The 18,027-nt window shown below is 38.3% G+C and carries 15 protein-coding genes; 5 read left to right on the forward strand and 10 right to left on the reverse strand.

The window, feature by feature from the left end; genetic code table 11:
- Window positions 1-133: 133 nt before the first annotated feature.
- From ACN1CN_RS02155 to ACN1CN_RS02185, 7 genes are all read right to left on the reverse strand, one after another.
- Window positions 134-1,366 carry an efflux RND transporter periplasmic adaptor subunit gene (locus ACN1CN_RS02155; RefSeq protein WP_419134497.1) on the reverse strand — a complete coding sequence of 411 codons (1,233 nt, stop codon included), beginning with the start codon at window positions 1,364-1,366 and terminating at the stop codon, window positions 134-136.
- Between the two features lies 1 nt (window position 1,367).
- Window positions 1,368-2,624 (reverse strand): TolC family protein, encoded by a 1,257-nt coding sequence (locus ACN1CN_RS02160; protein WP_419134498.1) that lies wholly within the window; start codon window positions 2,622-2,624, stop codon window positions 1,368-1,370.
- A gap of 18 nt (window positions 2,625-2,642) precedes the next feature.
- Window positions 2,643-5,786 (reverse strand): efflux RND transporter permease subunit, encoded by a 3,144-nt coding sequence (locus tag ACN1CN_RS02165; protein ID WP_419134499.1) that lies wholly within the window; start codon window positions 5,784-5,786, stop codon window positions 2,643-2,645.
- Between the two features lie 108 nt (window positions 5,787-5,894).
- Complete coding sequence (locus ACN1CN_RS02170; protein ID WP_419134500.1) at window positions 5,895-6,218, reverse strand: DUF6660 family protein; 324 nt, start codon at window positions 6,216-6,218, stop codon at window positions 5,895-5,897.
- A gap of 1,658 nt (window positions 6,219-7,876) precedes the next feature.
- Window positions 7,877-8,926, reverse strand: a complete 1,050-nt coding sequence (locus ACN1CN_RS02175) for an NAD(P)-dependent alcohol dehydrogenase (protein ID WP_419134501.1) — start codon at window positions 8,924-8,926, stop codon at window positions 7,877-7,879.
- 132 nt (window positions 8,927-9,058) lie between these two features.
- A complete protein-coding gene (locus tag ACN1CN_RS02180) occupies window positions 9,059-9,463 on the reverse strand; it encodes a cupin domain-containing protein (RefSeq protein WP_291285460.1) in 405 nt (134 codons plus the stop codon).
- Between the two features lie 360 nt (window positions 9,464-9,823).
- Window positions 9,824-10,696 carry a helix-turn-helix domain-containing protein gene (locus tag ACN1CN_RS02185; protein ID WP_264523723.1) on the reverse strand — a complete coding sequence of 291 codons (873 nt, stop codon included), beginning with the start codon at window positions 10,694-10,696 and terminating at the stop codon, window positions 9,824-9,826.
- A gap of 276 nt (window positions 10,697-10,972) precedes the next feature.
- On the opposite strand from ACN1CN_RS02185, the gene ACN1CN_RS02190 reads away from it, so the two are divergent.
- From ACN1CN_RS02190 to ACN1CN_RS02200, 3 genes are all read left to right on the forward strand, one after another.
- Window positions 10,973-11,563 (forward strand): TetR/AcrR family transcriptional regulator, encoded by a 591-nt coding sequence (locus ACN1CN_RS02190; RefSeq protein WP_419134502.1) that lies wholly within the window; start codon window positions 10,973-10,975, stop codon window positions 11,561-11,563.
- A gap of 65 nt (window positions 11,564-11,628) precedes the next feature.
- Window positions 11,629-13,179, forward strand: coding sequence for a DHA2 family efflux MFS transporter permease subunit (locus tag ACN1CN_RS02195; protein ID WP_419134503.1), 1,551 nt, complete (start codon window positions 11,629-11,631; stop codon window positions 13,177-13,179).
- A gap of 146 nt (window positions 13,180-13,325) precedes the next feature.
- Window positions 13,326-13,709, forward strand: a complete 384-nt coding sequence (locus ACN1CN_RS02200) for a hypothetical protein (protein ID WP_264523720.1) — start codon at window positions 13,326-13,328, stop codon at window positions 13,707-13,709.
- 94 nt (window positions 13,710-13,803) lie between these two features.
- Here the strand turns inward: ACN1CN_RS02200 and ACN1CN_RS02205 are convergent, their stop codons facing one another.
- Both ACN1CN_RS02205 and ACN1CN_RS02210 read right to left on the reverse strand, forming a co-directional pair.
- Window positions 13,804-14,283 carry a hypothetical protein gene (locus tag ACN1CN_RS02205; protein WP_419134504.1) on the reverse strand — a complete coding sequence of 160 codons (480 nt, stop codon included), beginning with the start codon at window positions 14,281-14,283 and terminating at the stop codon, window positions 13,804-13,806.
- 67 nt (window positions 14,284-14,350) lie between these two features.
- Entirely contained in the window at window positions 14,351-14,845 is a 495-nt protein-coding gene (locus ACN1CN_RS02210; RefSeq protein ID WP_419134505.1) for a TlpA family protein disulfide reductase, read from the reverse strand.
- 229 nt (window positions 14,846-15,074) lie between these two features.
- On the opposite strand from ACN1CN_RS02210, the gene ACN1CN_RS02215 reads away from it, so the two are divergent.
- Both ACN1CN_RS02215 and ACN1CN_RS02220 read left to right on the forward strand, forming a co-directional pair.
- The gene (locus tag ACN1CN_RS02215) at window positions 15,075-15,377 is read left to right on the forward strand and encodes an ArsR/SmtB family transcription factor (RefSeq protein WP_264523717.1); all 303 of its coding nucleotides are present in this window, start codon (window positions 15,075-15,077) and stop codon (window positions 15,375-15,377) included.
- Between the two features lie 6 nt (window positions 15,378-15,383).
- Complete coding sequence (locus ACN1CN_RS02220) at window positions 15,384-16,490, forward strand: NADH:flavin oxidoreductase (protein WP_419134506.1); 1,107 nt, start codon at window positions 15,384-15,386, stop codon at window positions 16,488-16,490.
- 216 nt (window positions 16,491-16,706) lie between these two features.
- Here ACN1CN_RS02220 and ACN1CN_RS02225 read toward each other — a convergent pair whose 3' ends face one another.
- Window positions 16,707-17,843, reverse strand: coding sequence for an acyltransferase family protein (locus tag ACN1CN_RS02225; protein ID WP_419134507.1), 1,137 nt, complete (start codon window positions 17,841-17,843; stop codon window positions 16,707-16,709).
- Window positions 17,844-18,027: the final 184 nt, after the last annotated feature.

Genomic DNA, 18,027 nt, shown 5'->3' on the forward strand with positions numbered 1-18,027 from the left:
CTGAAATCTTCAATCGTTACTCTTCAATCTAAAATCCAGAAGACTATTCAGGAACGCACTGTTATGTGTCGCTCCAAAAACCTTTGAACCTCTGTCCCTTTGCCCCTCTGAGCCTCTAAACCTTCACAAAAATCTAGTGATCATGCTCTCCTCCGCCTTTCATCGCCGAAAGCAAATAAAAAGCTCCTTTGGTTACAATTTTTGCATTCGGAGCCACTTTCTCTACAAATTTCACTTCTGTAAAGCCCAGATCTGTAGTACCCGGAATAACCTCAACTGCTCTAAAATGAATCTCTTTTTTATGATTTCCTTCTGCTAATGTTTTCTTTTCTTCGTGGGCTTCTTCTTCCACATATACAAAGTATTTATCGGCATTTCGAACCACAGCATCCTTTGGTAATGCAGGAACAGTGGTGTTTGTGATGTTGATGTTTGCCGAAACATACATTCCCGGAATCAGTCCTTTGGCATCAGCCGATTCGATTTTAGCGTGTACCGCAACGGTTTTACTTTCGTTAGAAAAAGACTTATTGATCCCAAAAATCTTCCCTTTAATTGATTTGTTCGACTGATTGGTTAAAACAAAATCAATGACCTGACCAATCGAAATAGACCCCAGGTCTTTTTCATACACGTTCAAATCCAGGTGCATCTGACTGTTATCGACCACTTCAAACAAAACAACACCCGTTTGGGCATAAGCTCCTTTTGCAATACTTATCTTCCCTACATAACCGTTTATGGGCGCTACCACCGGAACCAATGAAGTACTTCCTTTGGTGCTTACATGCAACGCTTCCAGTTTGTTTCTGGCAGCCTGTGCACGAGCTCTTTCTGCGGCCAGTTTTGATTTTACTTCCTGGAATGTTTTCCTTGGATTTACATTTTCATCGCTCAGGGTTTTCTGGCGGTTGTATTCCAATTGCAGGTATTCAATATTGGCTGTAGCCGAATGGTATTCTTCCTGCATCTCAATCACTTCCAGATTTTGAATGGTCGCCAGTACTTTTCCTTTGTTGACATAGGTTCCTTCCAATACAAAAATATCCTTAACCGTTCCTCCTATCAAAGTCGAAACTTCTGCTGAATTTTGTGGCGGAACTGTCGTATAACCGTTGGCTTTTATCACTTTGTTGAGGTTTCTGTCTTCTACTAAACCTGTTTCGATTCCGACCGTTTTATACTGAGATTCGTTTAAAGCAACTTCGGTTTGCGATTTTTCTTCTTCTTTTGTTTCTTCTACTTTCTTTTGCCCACAAGAAGTAAAAACGGCGATAGAAGCCAGAAGTACTACCCAACTAGCGGTCTTCCTTGGCGATATAACCTTTGCAAATTTTACTGTTAAATGCTTATATGTCTGTTTCATTTTAATTGTTTTTGATGGTTGGAAATTGCAATTCGATTGCACTTTGATTAAAGTTATGCGTAGCCTCTGTGTATTGTTTTTTAATATCAATCGCCTGATTTAAGAAACTGATGTACGACCAGTAACTCATATCGCCATTGGCATAACTTTTCTGGGCTGTACTAATGATCTGATCGGCATATTGCAATCCTTCTTTCTGATAATAGTCCATTGCTTTCTGCTGTTTCTCAAAGTTGTTTTGTAACTCCGCTTTTTGCAGATTCAACGTTAGCCTGTTCTTATCCAAAGCAAGTTGCGACTGGGAAATACTGACTGCCGAAGCTTTTGCTTTTGCTGTATTTACTCCTCCAAACAACGGAATTTGCAAGCCCGCCGTAAAGCCCTGAAACAAGGATTCGGTATTGATGGTTTGTGCAAAATACCCCAATCCTACTTTTGGCGTTCGCATCGCTTTGTGCGTATTGGCCTCTTTCTGGTACACCGAAATTTGCTGCTGGTAAAAGTCTGTCATTAATGCCTCTGCTTTCGAGTTTCCTTCTTCTTTCACCATAACATATTGCAATGTAGTTTGATCGTCGGGAATGATACTCTCATCCGTCTGAATAAAAAACTGCAGTTGCTTTTGGTAAATCGCCAAATCATATTCTAATTGTGCCTTTTGAGTTTCGATCTCTTTTACTTTGGCTTTGGCACTAATGACTTCAATGTTTCCGCTTTCTCCGGTTTTAAAACGCAGTTCTGCATTTTTCAAAAACTTGGTATAAATCTCATTCAGTTCCGAATTCAATTTCTGAATCGAAACGCCGTACAGGTATTGATAATAAGCCAACGTTACTGCCCTTTCTACTTCATAAGAAGATAAGGCTTTTCGTTTCTCTGCCAGCTTCGCCAATTCTTCCTGTAGCTGTCGATTGGCTTTTGTGATATTTCCCAACGGAAAAAACTGCTGAATTGAAACATTATGATCATAATCGGCACTATTGAACTGTCCGCCCTGGTATTGCACCTGAAGCGGATCTGGCTGAAATGCCGTCTTCTTTAAAATCGTTTGCTTCTCAATTTCCTTATCGGCAATCTTTAAATCAATATTGTTTGATTTTGCTAGTTCGATTGCTTTCTCAAGACTTATTTTTTCCTGCGCTGTTGCGAATGTGGTTGCGAACAAGAGTGCAAGCACCAGCTTGTTTGCCTTCAAAGCGCACAATGCTTCTTTCGCAAGCTGCACAAAGGGGGTTTTGCTATTATATGTGGTATTCATTTTTTTCTTTTTTAATTCTTATTGTTCTTCCTGTAAATCTTCCTGCTCTTTGCGGTCAAATTTCTTCTCCAATAACAAATACAGAATTGGTAAAACGATTAACGTTAGTAAAGTTGCTGAAACTAGTCCTCCAATTACAACGGTTGCCAAAGGCTTTTGTACCTCCGCTCCACCGCTTGTTGACAATGCCATTGGTAAAAATCCCAGTGAAGCAACAGCTGCGGTCATTAAAACCGGACGTAATCGGGTTTTGGTACCAATTAAAACTCTTTGCAGCGGATCAAGAACTCCTTCTGTTTTGAGCTGATTGAAATACGAAATCAATACAATTCCGTTTAAAACTGCAATTCCAAACAAAGCAATAAAACCAATACCTGCCGAAATACTAAATGGCATTCCGCGCATCCAGAGTGCAAAGACTCCTCCAATTGCCGATAACGGAATGGCTGTAAAAATCAATCCGGCCTGTTTGAAACTTTTAAAAGTAAAATAAAGCAGCACCAGTATTAATCCCAATGCGATTGGAAGCGCTACTGAAAGTCGTTTAGTGGCTTCAATTAAATTTTCGAACTGACCGCCATAGGTTACATAATATCCTGCCGGAAGTTTGTAATCCTTATCCAGTTTTTGCTGAATTTCCTCCACCACACTTTTTATGTCTCGGCCACGTACGTTTAATCCAACGGTAATTCTACGTTTTCCGTTTTCACGAATGACCTGCACCGGGCCTTGTTCGTACTCCACTGTGGCAACTTGGGAAAGCGGTACCTGCTGTCCGTTAGGTAGCGGAATAAACAAATTGCTCACGTCTGTAATATCAGCGCGATTGTCTTCGTTCATTCGTACGACTACATCAAACCTTTTACTTTCATCATAGATCTTTCCGGCACTTTCACCGGCAAAAGACGAACGTATAATCTGATTGATGTCCGAAATATTCAATCCGTACAAAGCGATTTTATTGTAGTCGTATTTCACCGTAATTTGCGGTAAACCCGTTACTTTATCGGCTTTTAAGTCGCCAATTCCTTCAATACTCTTAATTTTTGAGATTAACTCTGTTGCTTTAGCATCCAGGATCTCTAAATCGTCTCCAAAAATTTTAATGGCGATATCACTACGGCTTCCTGTCATTAGTTCGTTAAATCGCATCTGAATAGGCTGAGAGATCTCGATGTTGGCTCCCGGGATAACTTCCATCTCTGCCTTCATGGCATTTGCCAAATCTTCCCAGTTATCATACTTTCCTTTCCATTCTTTCTTATCCTTCAAAACAATAATCAAATCACCACTTTCGATAGGCATCGGATCGGTTGGAATTTCCCCGCTTCCAATTTTGGTTACGATGGTTTTGATCTCCGGGAACTTGGCTTTTAAGATCTGCTCATATTTAGTGGTTGTTTCCACCATTTGCGTAAGCGAGCTTCCGGTCATGATGGTCGCATTTATAGCCAAATCACCTTCTTCGATGGTAGGAATAAACTCTCCTCCCATTGAATTAAAAATGACTAATCCTAGTGCAAATAAACCCAGTGACACTCCTAAAACTATCTTTTTAAACTGTAATGCTTTTTTCAAAAACGGTGTGTAAATCGATTCCAGCCACGCCATCATTCTGTCGCTGAAATTTTCTTTGTGTTCTGTGCTCTTTGATAAAAATAAAGCACTCATCATAGGCACATACGTCAAAGAAAGGATAAAGGCTCCGGCAACGGCAAACCCTACTGTCATTGCCATAGGCTTAAACATCTTACCCTCTGTTCCTACTAAAGCCAAAATAGGCAGGTATACGATCAGGATGATAATTTCTCCAAAAGCGGCACTGTTCCTGATTTTGGAAGCCGAATTGTAAACTTCAGCATCCATTTCGTTTTGCGATAGTTCCTTTTTGCGTTTGAGTTGCTGCAGGTGATGCATCGTGGCTTCAACAATAATCACAGCTCCGTCCACGATAATTCCAAAATCAATCGCACCAAGGCTCATTAAATTCCCGCTTACGCCAAAGGCATTCATTAAAATAATGGCAAAAAGCATGGCCAATGGGATCACAGAAGCTACAATTAAGCCCGCACGGAGATTCCCCAAAAACAAGATCAATACAAAAATAACGATCAGAGCTCCTTCCAGTAAGTTTTTTGTAACGGTTCCAATAGCGTTATCAACTAATTTTCCTCTGTCGATAAAAGCTTCGGCAACTACACCTTCCGGTAGACTTTTATTGATCTGAATCATTCTTTCGTGTATTCTGTTGACCACTGCGCTGGAGTTTTCTCCTTTTAGCATCAAAACCATTCCGGAAACAATTTCACCTTTACCGTCTTTGGTTGAAGCACCGTAACGCAAGGCAACACCTTCACGAACTTCGGCCACATCACGAACCAGAACGGGCGAACCATTTCGGTTTTTAACCACCACGTTTCCTAAGTCTTTCGTTCCCTTTGCCATACCAACACCACGAATGAAGTAAGCAAACTGGTCTTTTTCGATATAAGCCCCACCTGTATTTTGATTGTTTTTTTCGAGTGCGTCAAAAATTTCTGTAATCGTAACGCCAAGGCTATTTAGCGTATTTGGATTTACAGCAATTTCATATTGTTTCAGTTTTCCACCCCAGGTACTTACATCGGCTACGCCTTTGATACCCTGCAATTGCGGAATGATGATCCAATCCTGAATGGTACGCAGCTTTATCGCATCGTACTTATCTTCATAGCCTTTTTTGGCATATACGTCGTATTGGTAAATTTCTCCTAAACCGGTACTGATAGGTGCCAGCTCGGGCGAACCTGCATAGGCAGGAATATTTTCCTCGGCTTGTTTGAGTCGCTGAAATATTTGTTCTCTGGCCCAGTAGATATCGACATCGTCCTCAAAAACTACGGTAACCACCGATAATCCGAAACGCGAAATACTGCGAAGTTCTATGATATCCGGAACGGTCTTTACCGCCTGCTCCAAAGGATATGTAATTAATTGTTCGACTTCCTGACTTGCCAAAGTAGGTGCTGTAGTAATAATTTGCACCTGATTATTGGTCACATCCGGCAGGGCATCGAGGGGCAATTGTTTGAGTGAATAGCTTCCCCAGGCTATTAATACAAGGGTAAATAGTAGTATAACGAATTTGTTCTTTATACTAAACTGTATGATTTTATCTAACATTTTTATGGTATAATGACGTGAGAAATGAGGCAAAGTATTGCCTATTTTACTGCTGCGGATTAGCCGCAACGCTCTTACCCGAATCCCGATTTGTCGGGGCGGGCATCATTATGCTATTTGAGGGGGCTGCCAGATACTTCCGTAGAAATTGGAAGCAAAAACAGAAATATAATTGGGTAACGGACTTGAGATAATAGAATGCGTAACAGGAAAATCAAAACTTGTGAAAGTCTGATAACTTAAAACCTGTGCACCACAACAATTGCACGCACAAAAGGGCGAGCACAAATCGTTGTCTTTATCGTGTGAGTGATTTGCTTCAGAAGAAAACTGAGCAGTTTTGTGAGCAGCACTGTTTATTTCCATATCTGCACAGGGCATATTGGAAAGTGCCAGTAAATAAATCGATAATATGATTGTTATCCATTTCACATTGCAAAAATAGTATTTATTTCGATTCCAAAATCTAAATAATTGAATTTGATGTTTCTAAAAAAGACAAATGGGTCAGAAAAAACAGCAAAAATCCCCTTTCCTTCAAAACATAATTTCTTAAAAAAACAGTATCGGTGATGAGAAATTTTAATTAACCTTAACAATAATTAACATTTTTTTCAGGTTCGCTATTTCAAAGCAAAAAACACCTAATCCACCTGTAAAACAAAGATATAAAACACTTAATTTCCGTAAAAACACACTAGTTCTTAATTTATTTGATGTCATTTTATTCATTAACAATAATAAATACGATAATCAAGCAGGAATAAATTACTACTGTCAGTCTCTTTTCCAATCTTTAAAGAAAGAATTTTCACACATATTTAAACTACTAAAGCTGCAATAGTAAAAAATCAATCGTTAAAAAGCAGTCTAAATCTATCCAACAGATCGCTATACCCAACAGTCAAACTATCTATTGAAAAAGGAAAATCAGTACAAAAGAGAGCCAGAAAAGAAGCAGAACTGAATAAAATTATTCTTCCCGAAGATGAAGAACCAAAACCCAAAAAATAATCCCCTCACTTCTTAATTTAAGCCTTTTTATGGTTTTTAAAGCGTACTCCACAAAAAACGAATACCACCAACCATTACTCTACTAATTTTTAAAGTATTAGCTCACTCATTTTAACTCTTGCTTTACCCACAAAACAGAAATCCCACAATGAACCCAATTGCTCTAAATTTGAACCCGTAACATGCATTTAAGTAAAGCACAAACGTAGAAAATTCGAACTCAATTTTGCTCAATATTTCCAATTCAAATAACTCTAAATAATAAAACACAATTATCTTATTTTAAATTAATTATAAATTCTATCTAAAATAATAGTTAAAAACAAAATTCTAACAAAAAAGACCGCTTTTCACATAAACTAACTCACAATATCAAGGCAAATTCTAACGTTAAAACCACAATAATTTTCCTCTGAAAAACCAAATAATTCGAAAGTACATTTTTCACCTAAACGCAACGATAAAATCAAAAATTAGACTTTGACACGCTTTTTTTGAAAAACACACTCTTTGAGGGACACTTTTCTCTGAAATTTAAATTTTAGCCTTGTTTTTCTATATCTTTTCAAAATAATATCGTCTTCTAAAACCTACAGAAGTTTTGTTTTAGATAATAATATCTAAACCGCTGGAAATAAAAACAAAACAACAAACAACAAGACAATGTGTCAGGCTTGAAATTAGCCTTTTTGCGCAATATTTTGCCACCGATATGTAATCCCTCCGGGATATTTTATCTTGCATTAATCAACATCTATAAATATATAATCTCTCCGAGATATTTTTGCTGTGAGTAAAATGCTGACGCATTTACAGACGAAACTTTAGCGGGATACTCCACCAGGAGTAAACTATCGGTAACACTCACGCCCATCCACTTCTTTTGCAGTGAATAAAATGCCGACGCACAGAGATGAAACTTTAGCGTAATACTCCGCCAGGAGTAAGATATCGGTAACAAAAAAACTCTTAAGGAAATTAATTTCCCTAAGAGTTTTTTTTACCATAAAGATCTGGAGATACAAAGCACAAAAACAAAAACCTTTGCAACTCTGTAACTTTGCCCCTTTGCCCCTCTATAAAGAAGCCATATCAATTACAAAACGATACTTAATATCCCCTTTTAGCAGTCTTTCATAGGCATCATTTACTTCGTTCACACCGATCAATTCAATATCGGCAGTAATGTTATGTTCAGCGCAAAAATCAAGCATTTCCTGAGTTTCTTTGATTCCGCCAATAGCAGAACCCGCAAAACTTCTTCTCCCTAAAATAAGACTAAACGAAGTCACCGGAAGAGGCTCCATTGGCGCACCAACCAGAGTCAAAGTTCCATCAACTTTCAGTAAATTCAGATACGCATCGATATTATGTTCTGCCGATACACAATCCAGAATAAAATTCAGACTTTTAGCATGTTGTGCCATTTGTACTGGATCTGTAGACAACACTACTTCATCGGCTCCCAGACGTTTTGCATCTTCGGTTTTAGACAATGAAGTGGTAAAAACCACCACATGAGCCCCCATAGCTTTCGCTAATTTGATTCCCATATGTCCCAAACCACCAATACCAACGATCCCTACTTTCTGTCCAGGACCAACATTCCAGTGCTTTAATGGTGAATAGGTTGTGATACCCGCACAAAGTAAAGGAGCCACTCCCGCAAGATCTAATTTATCCGAAATATGAAGCACATAATTTTCGTCTACTACTATACTTTGCGAGTACCCACCAAAGGTTTGTCCGCCTAAATGACTATCCGGAGAATTAAACGTTAAAGTGCTGCCCGCATCACAAAATTGCTCTAAATCGCCTTTGCAATGCTCACATTCTCTGCAAGAGTCAACCATACAACCTACTCCGGCCAGGTCACCAACCTTGAAGTTTTTCACGTGATCTCCTACTTTTGTCACTCTTCCCACAATCTCATGCCCCGGAACAATTGGGTATACCGTACCGTGCCATTCGTTTCTGGCCGAATGCAGATCGGAATGACAAATTCCGCAGTATAAAATTTCTATTTCAACATCATGAGCCAATACCGCTCTGCGTTGAATGTCTAAGGTTTGCAACAGCGCGTCTGCCGCCTCTGTACCAAAGGCTTTTATGTTTTTTACTTCCATTTTTTATTGTTTTTTTTTTAGTTTTATTTGTTTTAGGTTTCAAGTTTAAGGTTTCAGGTTTCACATAATCAAAACACAGCTCTTCCCATTCAGAATTTTCTAACTATCTAATTACCCAATTATCTAATTAACCTACTTCCCATAACTGTAGTATTCCTCATCGGTTACGCTATCGAGCCAGATTCCGGTTCCTTTATCGATTTCAGTAATAATGGCAATGTGCGAAAACGAACTAAAGGGTGTCGCCCCGTACCAATGTTCAATTCCCGGCAGAATGGTAACCACTTCATCTTTGTGAAGCAATCGAACAGTCTTTCCTTTTTCCTGAAAATAACCAATTCCGTTTGTAGCAATAAACAACTGTAGCGTTGGATTAACATGCCAGTTACATCTCGATCCGGGCTCAAAAGAAACCTCTTTAATAACTGTATTATCAGGATGAATGTTGCTGGTTTGTTTTTTATACGAAACATCACCAGTCATATAAGTATTAGGGATTTTCCCCTCTTCAATAACAGAAGTATAAAGTGTTGACATAAAATTGATTTTTGAGATTGATTTCTTATTTAAAATGATCCGACAAAAGCCGCTGCCTTTAAGTGCCGGACACCACAATGCCTGCCTTAAATCATTTAAGACTAAAGCAATCCGCTGAAACTAAATTTCTTTAGGAAAAGCGGTTGTAACAAATTGATTCTTTGAAGTATTCATAATTATTTGTTTTTTTACCACCAGTTTAAACTAAATCATAAAAGCGGGAATGTGCTTTGTGAAGTATTATTTAGCTTATCGAAAACTGATTAATGATTAATACTACTTATTTCAATGCAAATCTACAGCGGTAAAGAGGCAGAGCGATAACAATAATCAAACAAAAAATTAAGAATATGAAACAATTTACACTCTGAGTGATTTTGGAATTGTTCCTGTAATTCTTTTAAAGTAATTATTAAAATAACTTGGGTATTCAAATCCCAGCGAATATCCGATATCCGAAATACTCCAGTCGGTATGTTGCAGCAAAGCTTTGGCTTCACCCACAATTCGCTCTGAAATATGAGCCGTTGTAGGCTTTCCGGTAACTTCTTTCACCGAACGATTCAAATGATTCACATGAACAGCGAGGCTTTGTGCGTAGTCCTGTGGTGTTTTTAATGCCAATGGCTCATTTTTGGTTTCTATTGGAAACTGTCTTTCCAATAACTCTAAAAATAACGAGGTAATTCTGGAAGAAGCATTTCTGGGTTTAAAGAAATTCTCAGAAGGCTGCATTTTCATCGATTCATGCAAAATCAAATTGATGTAATTGCGTATCAAATCGTCTTTGAAAATATAATCCGTCTCTTGTTCTTCAATCATTTTCTGAAACAACGAATCTATAAACACCTTTTGATCAGCTGATAATGAAAAAATAGGCGTACCGCCAATTTTAAAAAGAGGCGATTCATGAAGACTTTCCGAACGGTCTTTTACCTTCAGAAAATCTTCGGTAAAAACACAGGCATACCCTTCATAAGAAGGCGAAATGATTTCCCAGGAGTATGGAATATGCGGATTTCCGAAAAACAAAATCGTTCCGTCCGTCTCAATTCCCCTGTCTGCATAGTGAATAAAACTCTTGCTGGTATTGATGCAAATCTTGTAAAAATCCCTGCGATTGTAAGTCGGAATCTTGCTCACATCACCGTTTACTTCATATACTTTAAAACCTTTTAGCTTTAAATCGCTAATCCCAAGTTCTGAACCCTGTTCCTCTAGTTGTTCTTTCATGTTGCAAAGTTATGAAAATCAAACAAACTTTGTTGAAGTTGTTTTTTTTGTTTCAAGTTTCAGGTTTCAGGTTTCAAGTTTCAGGTTTCAGGTTTCAGGTTGAAACCAGTTTTGTGGTGAAATTGCTAAAGTTCAATTTTGTTAGCCCGCTGCTTAAAAAAACGGATGTTTCTTATTTCATAATCAAATCACAACCATCAAGCATTTATTTTTCATGAAAAAAGTTTGTTATTTTATACCAATCGGTATATATTTGTATTCTTATTTTCAATTCTCATGAGTAAAGCCGAAAAAACCAAACAATTTATTATAGAAAAAACTGCTCCCATTTTCAATATGAAAGGGTACAGCGGCACTTCTATGAGCGATATTACCGAGGCAACGGGACTTACAAAAGGAAGCATTTACGGTAACTTTGAGAACAAAGATGAAGTAGCTCTGGCGGCTTTTAAATTCAATGTAAAAAAACTTCAGGATGCTTTTACACAGGAAATCGAAAAGCAAACGACTTTTAAAGACAAATTACTCGTTTATCCAAGGCTCTACTCCGATTATTATGCGTTAAGAATCACTCAAGGTGGATGCCCTATCATCAATACTGCCACCGAAGCTGACGATACGCATCCGGTGCTTCGAAAAAAGGTCGAAAGTATAATTCTGGCATGGAAAGAAAAACTGGTCTATTTCATCAAACAAGGTATTGCGGCCGGAGAATTTAAAGGGGAATCCATAGATCCGGAAAAAACCGCCCTAACCATCATTGCTATTATCGAAGGTGCTGTTATGATTTCCAAAATAACGGGCGACCTGTCTAATTTATCTACTATTATGCTTTCACTGAAAAAGATAATCGATGACTTAGAGTAAAGTCAATAAAAACAATAGTCCTTTTTTTAACCAAAAATATACCGATCGGTATAAAACATTATTCTATGACACCTTTAAACCGAAAACTGCTCATTCTGACCGTCATATTAGCCGCGATTATGGAACTGATCGACATATCAATTGTAAATGTTGCGCTTTCACACATGAGCGGAAATCTGGGCGCTACACTCGAAGACACCTCATGGGTGATAACTGCTTACGCCATTGCCAATGTGATTATCATACCTATTACGAGCTTTCTAAGCGCCAATCTCGGGCGACGCAACTATTATATCGGTTCTGTTGTTTTGTTTACGTTCTGCTCTTTTATGTGCGGACATTCCTCTAACATTTGGATGCTCGTTTTTTTCAGGTTCTTTCAGGGAATTGGTGGTGGTGCTTTGTTATCCATCTCACAAGTTGTGGTTTTCGAACTTTTCCCCAAAGACAAACAATCGACAGCCGGAGCTTTATTTGGAGCCGGAATTTTCATCGGTCCCACTATTGGTCCTACACTGGGCGGTTACATAACCGAAAATTACGATTGGCCCTGGATCTTTCTTATCAATGTTCCGATTGGAATTCTCGTCATGATCTCCTGTTACTTTTTACTGCAGGAACCGCCTGTAAAACCGGAAATCACTAAAGTCGACTGGACTGGCATCGCTTTACTTGCCATAGGAGTTGGGGCTTTACAAACGGTTCTCGAAAGAGGTGAAGTCGAAGACTGGTTTGAAACCCGCTATATTGTCGTTCTTACTGTTATTGCCGTCACAAGTCTGCTCTTTTTTATTTATTGGGAACTTACGGTCGAAAAACCCGTCGTAAACCTTCGGGTCCTCAAAAGTAAATCTTTAAGTATTGCCGCGATCCTGACTTTTGTAACCGGATTTGGTATGTTTATTTCCATCTATATCAGTCCGGTTGTCGCACAACGTTTATTGAGTTTCTCCCCTTACCAAACCGGATTGCTTTTATTGCCGGGGGCGCTTTTTGCCTTACTGGCCTTAAAAATGTGCGGAACCTTGCTGCAAAAAGGCGTTTCACCGGTACTTATTATCGCAGCCGGATTTCTTTTGTTTATTTATTTCAACTGGAGAATGTCCGGTATGACTTTAAATACCAGCGCTGCCGAAGTGGCAACTTCCCTAATTTTTCGTGCATTGGGCATGGCTTTACTTACTGTTCCGCTTACGATGCTGGCCGTCTCCTCTTTAGACGACAAAGATGTTGGTCAGGGTGCTGCTTTGAATAATATGATGCGACAGCTGGGCGGTTCTTTTGGTGTTTCGATCATCAATACGTATGTTGCACATCGATTTGCAGCACACCGAAACGAACTAATTTCGACAGTTACCCCAGACAATAGCATAGCAATGGACCGAATAAATGCTTACATCAGGTATTTTCAAAGCAGAGGTTTTGCTTATAATGAGGCTAAATTTAAAGCGCTCCGACTTATGGAGAGTGTTGTTTTAAGACAATCTTCTTTATTGAGTTATCGCGATGCTTTTTTCCTTGTTGGATTGTTTTTTGTAGTAACCCTACCTCTTCTTTTGTTTGTAATGAATAAATCGAAAAAGAGAAAAACCGATCTTATGCTCTCCGATCACTAAAAAGAGCGCTTTCTTTCTGACAAACAAGCTTGTACGGCCTTTTCCTAAAATTTAGAATCATTCTATTGCCTCTCTTTTATCAAATCATTTTGTTTTGGTGTAATTTTATATTGAAATTAACCTTAAAGTAAAACACAGCTAATAATATGAGTGTTATTAAAGATGAAAATAAGCTTATTAGCACCATTAAACGCGTTGATCAGAAAATCGACAAACTTAATGACCAAAAGATTATTGCCTTTTTTGAAGCCCTTGGGCTGACTGAAAGAGCAGATGTGCCTAAAAATTTCCTGGAATGGGAGACAATTCTTATCGTTGTCCCGGATCGTCATATTTCGCACGAATTAAAGTATTACAAATACTCTATCGCAAGACTTTCCTTTGTGACCAATCCAAATGCTACTGAAATTCATATTTTTGATTTCACTGAATGGAAAAAAATCACCCAAAACAAAACACAATTTCAAGTCAGAGAATTGTTAAAGAATAATTTTGGCGGAGTTCGAAATCACGAGGACAGATTGAATTAAGTAAATAAATTCATTTCAGCTTCAAGTCATCATCTAAGTAATAAAACCTTTGTCAATGCTATGTTTTGACAAAGGTTTCGTTTTCAGAACTGTATTACCAGTCTCTTTTAATTTCAAAAATCCTGAGAAACTTTTTCTCTAATTTCTTCCGCTTTCTTTCTTCTTTCCATCTGGAATAGAAAATGGTAAAAAGTAAAAACAAATTCACAATAGTAGAAGCCCTCCTAAGCCCTTTTGCAAATAGAACAAAAAACAAGTTAATTGCAATTATAGCAACTAGAGGTGAATATTTCACCCAGAACAATTGAATTTTACTATTTGGCTCAATCGTATAAGCTACTTTAAGTCTGTTATCAACATTTTTGTAGCTTCCTTTTACAACAAAACAGGTGGGAGATGTTGCCGAATTTATGGTCAAACGAAAACTTTTATCATCAAAAAGACCATAAAAAGGCTTTAATTCGCCAAATCTCGGAAATATTCTCAAGGAACTGAATTTTATTTTCAAAGAACCAATTTCAGTATTGTTTTTTAATCTTGCTCTAAATTCAGCTATACTTAATTTTGATTCCATTCAATCCATTTTATATTCTTTCCGCATACTCTTTCTCCAAACAATACGATTCTCAAAGCATCTATTTTTACTGAGCAGTAAGTAAACTTTTCAACATTTCATTCAACGCATTTCCGTGAATGTTTTTAGCCAGTATGATTCCGTTTTTATCAATCAGAAAGTTTAAAGGCACCGCTTGAAGCATATAATCGCTCGCGGCAGGAGAACTCCAGTATTTTAAATCACTCACCTGTGTCCATGTCAATTTTTGTTTGGCAATGGCTCCCAGCCAAAGTGCTTTTTTCGTGTCCATGGAAACGCTGTAAATCGAAAACTTGCCGGAATAGGCGTTGTACAATTTTAGCAATTCAGGCTGCTCCTTGATACAAGGGCCACACCACGATGCCCAAAAGTCAACTAAAACAAACTCTCCCCTTAAAGAAGAAAGTGCAACATTGTTTCCTTTTGCATCCGGTAGATCAATTTCAGGGGCAATGTCTCCAACATCAGTCCCTACAACCTGAGCTTTCGAACTCGTGACTACACAGCATAGGAAACTTAAAATAAGTAGTGTTTTTTTCATAATCATTATGGATAAATTTGGGGTTATTCTCTTTAAAAAGTCTCTCCAAAACCCAAGAATCACTGAACATCTTCTATTATAAATTCTGTAATCACGGGCTGCGAAAATACGATTATAAGTAAAAACAAATATAAATACTTCTGCTGCAAATTACCTCCCCTGTTCTTAAAATTATGCTAAATAACTTTCTTTAAATTGATATATCGGGAAAAGTCGATATATTTGCTCCATGGAAGCGATAGAAATTTTTAAAGCATTGTCAAACAAGTCCAGATTACAAATGCTGGAATGGCTAAAAGAGCCCGAAATTAACTTTCCGGATCAGCTCCAGCACTCCGGATTTGAACATGGAGTTTGTGTGGGCCAAATACAGGCCAAAGCCGGACTAACCCAATCCACAGTATCCGAATACCTGTCTATTTTACAGCGCGCTGGTTTTATCGAGGCCAAACGTGTTGGGCAATGGACTTATTATAAACGCAACGAAGGTGCCTTTGAAGCACTCAGTAAATTAATTCAATCTAATTTGTAAATTACTATGAGTACAAACAACCTGTTTTCGCCATTTAACTTAAAAACGTTAAATCTTAAAAACCGAATCGTAATGGCGCCTATGACGCGCTCCTTTTCTCCAAACGGAGTTCCAACTGACGAAGTAGCTTCTTACTATCAAAAAAGAGCTGAAGGTGAAGTTGGATTAATATTATCCGAAGGAACTGTTATTGACAGACCTTCGTCTTCAAACGACGCAAATGTTCCTCATTTTTATGGCGATGAAGCCTTAAACGGATGGAAAAAAGTAATCGAAGAAGTGCATACAGCCGGTGGTCAGATGGGACCGCAAATCTGGCATATGGGAATTATGGACAATCATCACTCTGGCTGGGTTCCTCCTACACCTTTTGAAGGTCCATCAGGCTTAAACCGACCTGATTTTAGTAACGGAAACACCATGTCGGAAAAAGACATTGAAGATACTATTATTGCTTTCGGAAAAGCAGCTGCCGACGCCAAAAGACTTGGTTTTGATACCATCGAAATTCATGGGGCACACGGTTATTTAATTGACCAGTTTTTCAGAGCCGAAACCAATTTACGTACTGATCTTTACGGTGGAAAAACACTACCGGAACGCAGCCGCTTTGCTATTGAAGTGGTAAAAGAAATCAGAAGACAAGTTGGTAACGATTTTGCTGTGATTATGAGATTTTCTCAGTTTAAACCTTCTGATTACAATTATAAACTGGCTAAAAATCCGCAAGAATTAGAGGCCTGGCTTAACCCTATAGTGGATGCCGGAGTAGATATTTTACACTGTTCTCAACGTCGTTTCTGGGAGCCTGAATTTGAAGAATCTGATTTGAATTTTGCTGGCTGGGCTAAAAAAGTTACCGGAGCACCAACTATTACAGTAGGTTCCGTTGGACTTTCAAGCGATTTCTTTGGCGCTTTTGCAGGAGAAAGTTCAGAACCAACTTCTCTGGAAGAATTAAACAGACGTTTCGACAGAGGCGATTTTGATTTGGTTGCGGTAGGAAGACCTCTTTTATCTGACCCAAACTGGGTGGCAAAAATCAAAGCAGGACATACCGATCAATTAAAAGGTTTTAGCAAAGAAGCTTTAGGACAATTGGTTTTAGAGTGATTTTAGGTGCTAAGGCTCTAAGCTTCTAAGGTTCTGAGGAACAAAGGTTTTCTCTCTTTGCAACTCCGAACCTCTTTTTAAAAACTCAGATAAATCAAAAAGGGATGAAAAACAGTACTGTTTTTCATCCCTTTTTTAGGTTCAAAGCGACAAAGACTCAAAGCAGCAAAGGTTTTACCTCTGTCCCTCAAAACCTTAGAACCTTAGTCCCTCTTTTTAAGAAACCTTTCTTTTTTGAAACTTATTCTGAAGCCAGTTGCGAACCGGTTCGTCATAAAATTTTAGGCACAGGTAAGCTATTGCAATACTTGAAATTAAAACACCAATTCCAACCACATAACCGTCCTTTAACGGGATTTTGTTTTCGAATACCCAAGCCATATAGCAATAAATTAGCGGATAGTGTATAATGTAAATTGGATACGAAATGTCTCCCAAAGCCTTGCAAATTTTAAGCGATAGCGGATTTTTGATCTCTCCTCCCGCTCCTATAGCCACGATTAACGGAAACAATAGGATGATACAAACCGACTCATACAAACCATTCATCCACAAACTGTTTTCATCACCAAGCCTAGGGATGCTAAAAATAAGGATAATTAAAACGCTGCAAATCCAAAAGGCACCTTTGATATGAATCAGTTTTCCCAAACGGGAAAGTAAAACTCCTGCAAAGAAGGGATACAACAAACGGGTAAATCCAACATACAATTCCTGCATCGTTAATGACCAACCGCCAATAACATCTCCTTTGGGACCAAATACGGTATAATGAACGAGCATTCCGGCAAAAACCAACACTAAAAAGCCCAGCACTTTATTTGAAAATTTGCGGAAGAATAACGCATACAGGATATTGGCAATATATTCGAAGAAAAGAGACCATGCCGGCCCGTTAAGCGGAAACGTTTCACCCCAGCCTCTAATTTCCATTGATGGTGGAAGCGGTATCAGTACAAAACCAGCCAGCATCACCAAAATTAGTTTCCAGACTGGCATTGTGGCAATTTGAGGAAAAGCGACATTCGAAGCCTGAAGGTAATACAGCAGTGCTCCAATAACCATTCCCATAATAACCATGGGCTGTAAGCGGATTAAACGTCGTTTGTAAAATTCCCATTGTGACATTTTCTCCCAGCGATCGTCGTATGCATAGGCTACCACAAATCCCGATAAAAGAAAAAAGAAATCGACGGCCAGATAACCATGATTCATAAGCTGTTTGAATCGGCTTCCTTCATTAAAAGCTTCGAAGGCGTGAAAAATAACGACTAAAATTGCGGCTACCCCACGTAAGCCGTCTAAAATTTCATAATGTTTTTTGGGTTTAATTTCCATTGAACTTGAATTCATAAAATAGTTTTGGTTGTTAATAGGTTAGATAATTTTTTGGTGGAAGCTAAAATAGCGATATTTCCCTAACAGGCTGGCGGATTGAACCTTGTAATCCTAAAGAAAGACTGGTTATTTGTTACAATAATTACAGTAAATTCCAATAGGGTAAGAAAAATCCTTTCTTCCTTCATTTCCAGCTGAA

The organism is Flavobacterium sp. T12S277 (assembly GCF_048514875.1).
In the GTDB taxonomy this organism is placed as follows: Bacteria; Bacteroidota; Bacteroidia; order Flavobacteriales; family Flavobacteriaceae; genus Flavobacterium.

Coding starts and splice junctions, on each gene's coding strand:
- ACN1CN_RS02155 (WP_419134497.1), bottom strand. CDS start 1,366: ATGAAACAGACATATAAGCATTTAACAGTAAAATTTGCAAAGGTTATA.
- ACN1CN_RS02160 (WP_419134498.1), bottom strand. CDS start 2,624: ATGAATACCACATATAATAGCAAAACCCCCTTTGTGCAGCTTGCGAAA.
- ACN1CN_RS02165 (WP_419134499.1), bottom strand. CDS start 5,786: ATGTTAGATAAAATCATACAGTTTAGTATAAAGAACAAATTCGTTATA.
- ACN1CN_RS02175 (WP_419134501.1), bottom strand. CDS start 8,926: ATGGAAGTAAAAAACATAAAAGCCTTTGGTACAGAGGCGGCAGACGCG.
- ACN1CN_RS02180 (WP_291285460.1), bottom strand. CDS start 9,463: ATGTCAACACTTTATACTTCTGTTATTGAAGAGGGGAAAATCCCTAAT.
- ACN1CN_RS02185 (WP_264523723.1), bottom strand. CDS start 10,696: ATGAAAGAACAACTAGAGGAACAGGGTTCAGAACTTGGGATTAGCGAT.
- ACN1CN_RS02190 (WP_419134502.1), top strand. CDS start 10,973: ATGAGTAAAGCCGAAAAAACCAAACAATTTATTATAGAAAAAACTGCT.
- ACN1CN_RS02195 (WP_419134503.1), top strand. CDS start 11,629: ATGACACCTTTAAACCGAAAACTGCTCATTCTGACCGTCATATTAGCC.
- ACN1CN_RS02200 (WP_264523720.1), top strand. CDS start 13,326: ATGAGTGTTATTAAAGATGAAAATAAGCTTATTAGCACCATTAAACGC.
- ACN1CN_RS02205 (WP_419134504.1), bottom strand. CDS start 14,283: ATGGAATCAAAATTAAGTATAGCTGAATTTAGAGCAAGATTAAAAAAC.
- ACN1CN_RS02210 (WP_419134505.1), bottom strand. CDS start 14,845: ATGAAAAAAACACTACTTATTTTAAGTTTCCTATGCTGTGTAGTCACG.
- ACN1CN_RS02215 (WP_264523717.1), top strand. CDS start 15,075: ATGGAAGCGATAGAAATTTTTAAAGCATTGTCAAACAAGTCCAGATTA.
- ACN1CN_RS02220 (WP_419134506.1), top strand. CDS start 15,384: ATGAGTACAAACAACCTGTTTTCGCCATTTAACTTAAAAACGTTAAAT.
- ACN1CN_RS02225 (WP_419134507.1), bottom strand. CDS start 17,843: ATGAATTCAAGTTCAATGGAAATTAAACCCAAAAAACATTATGAAATT.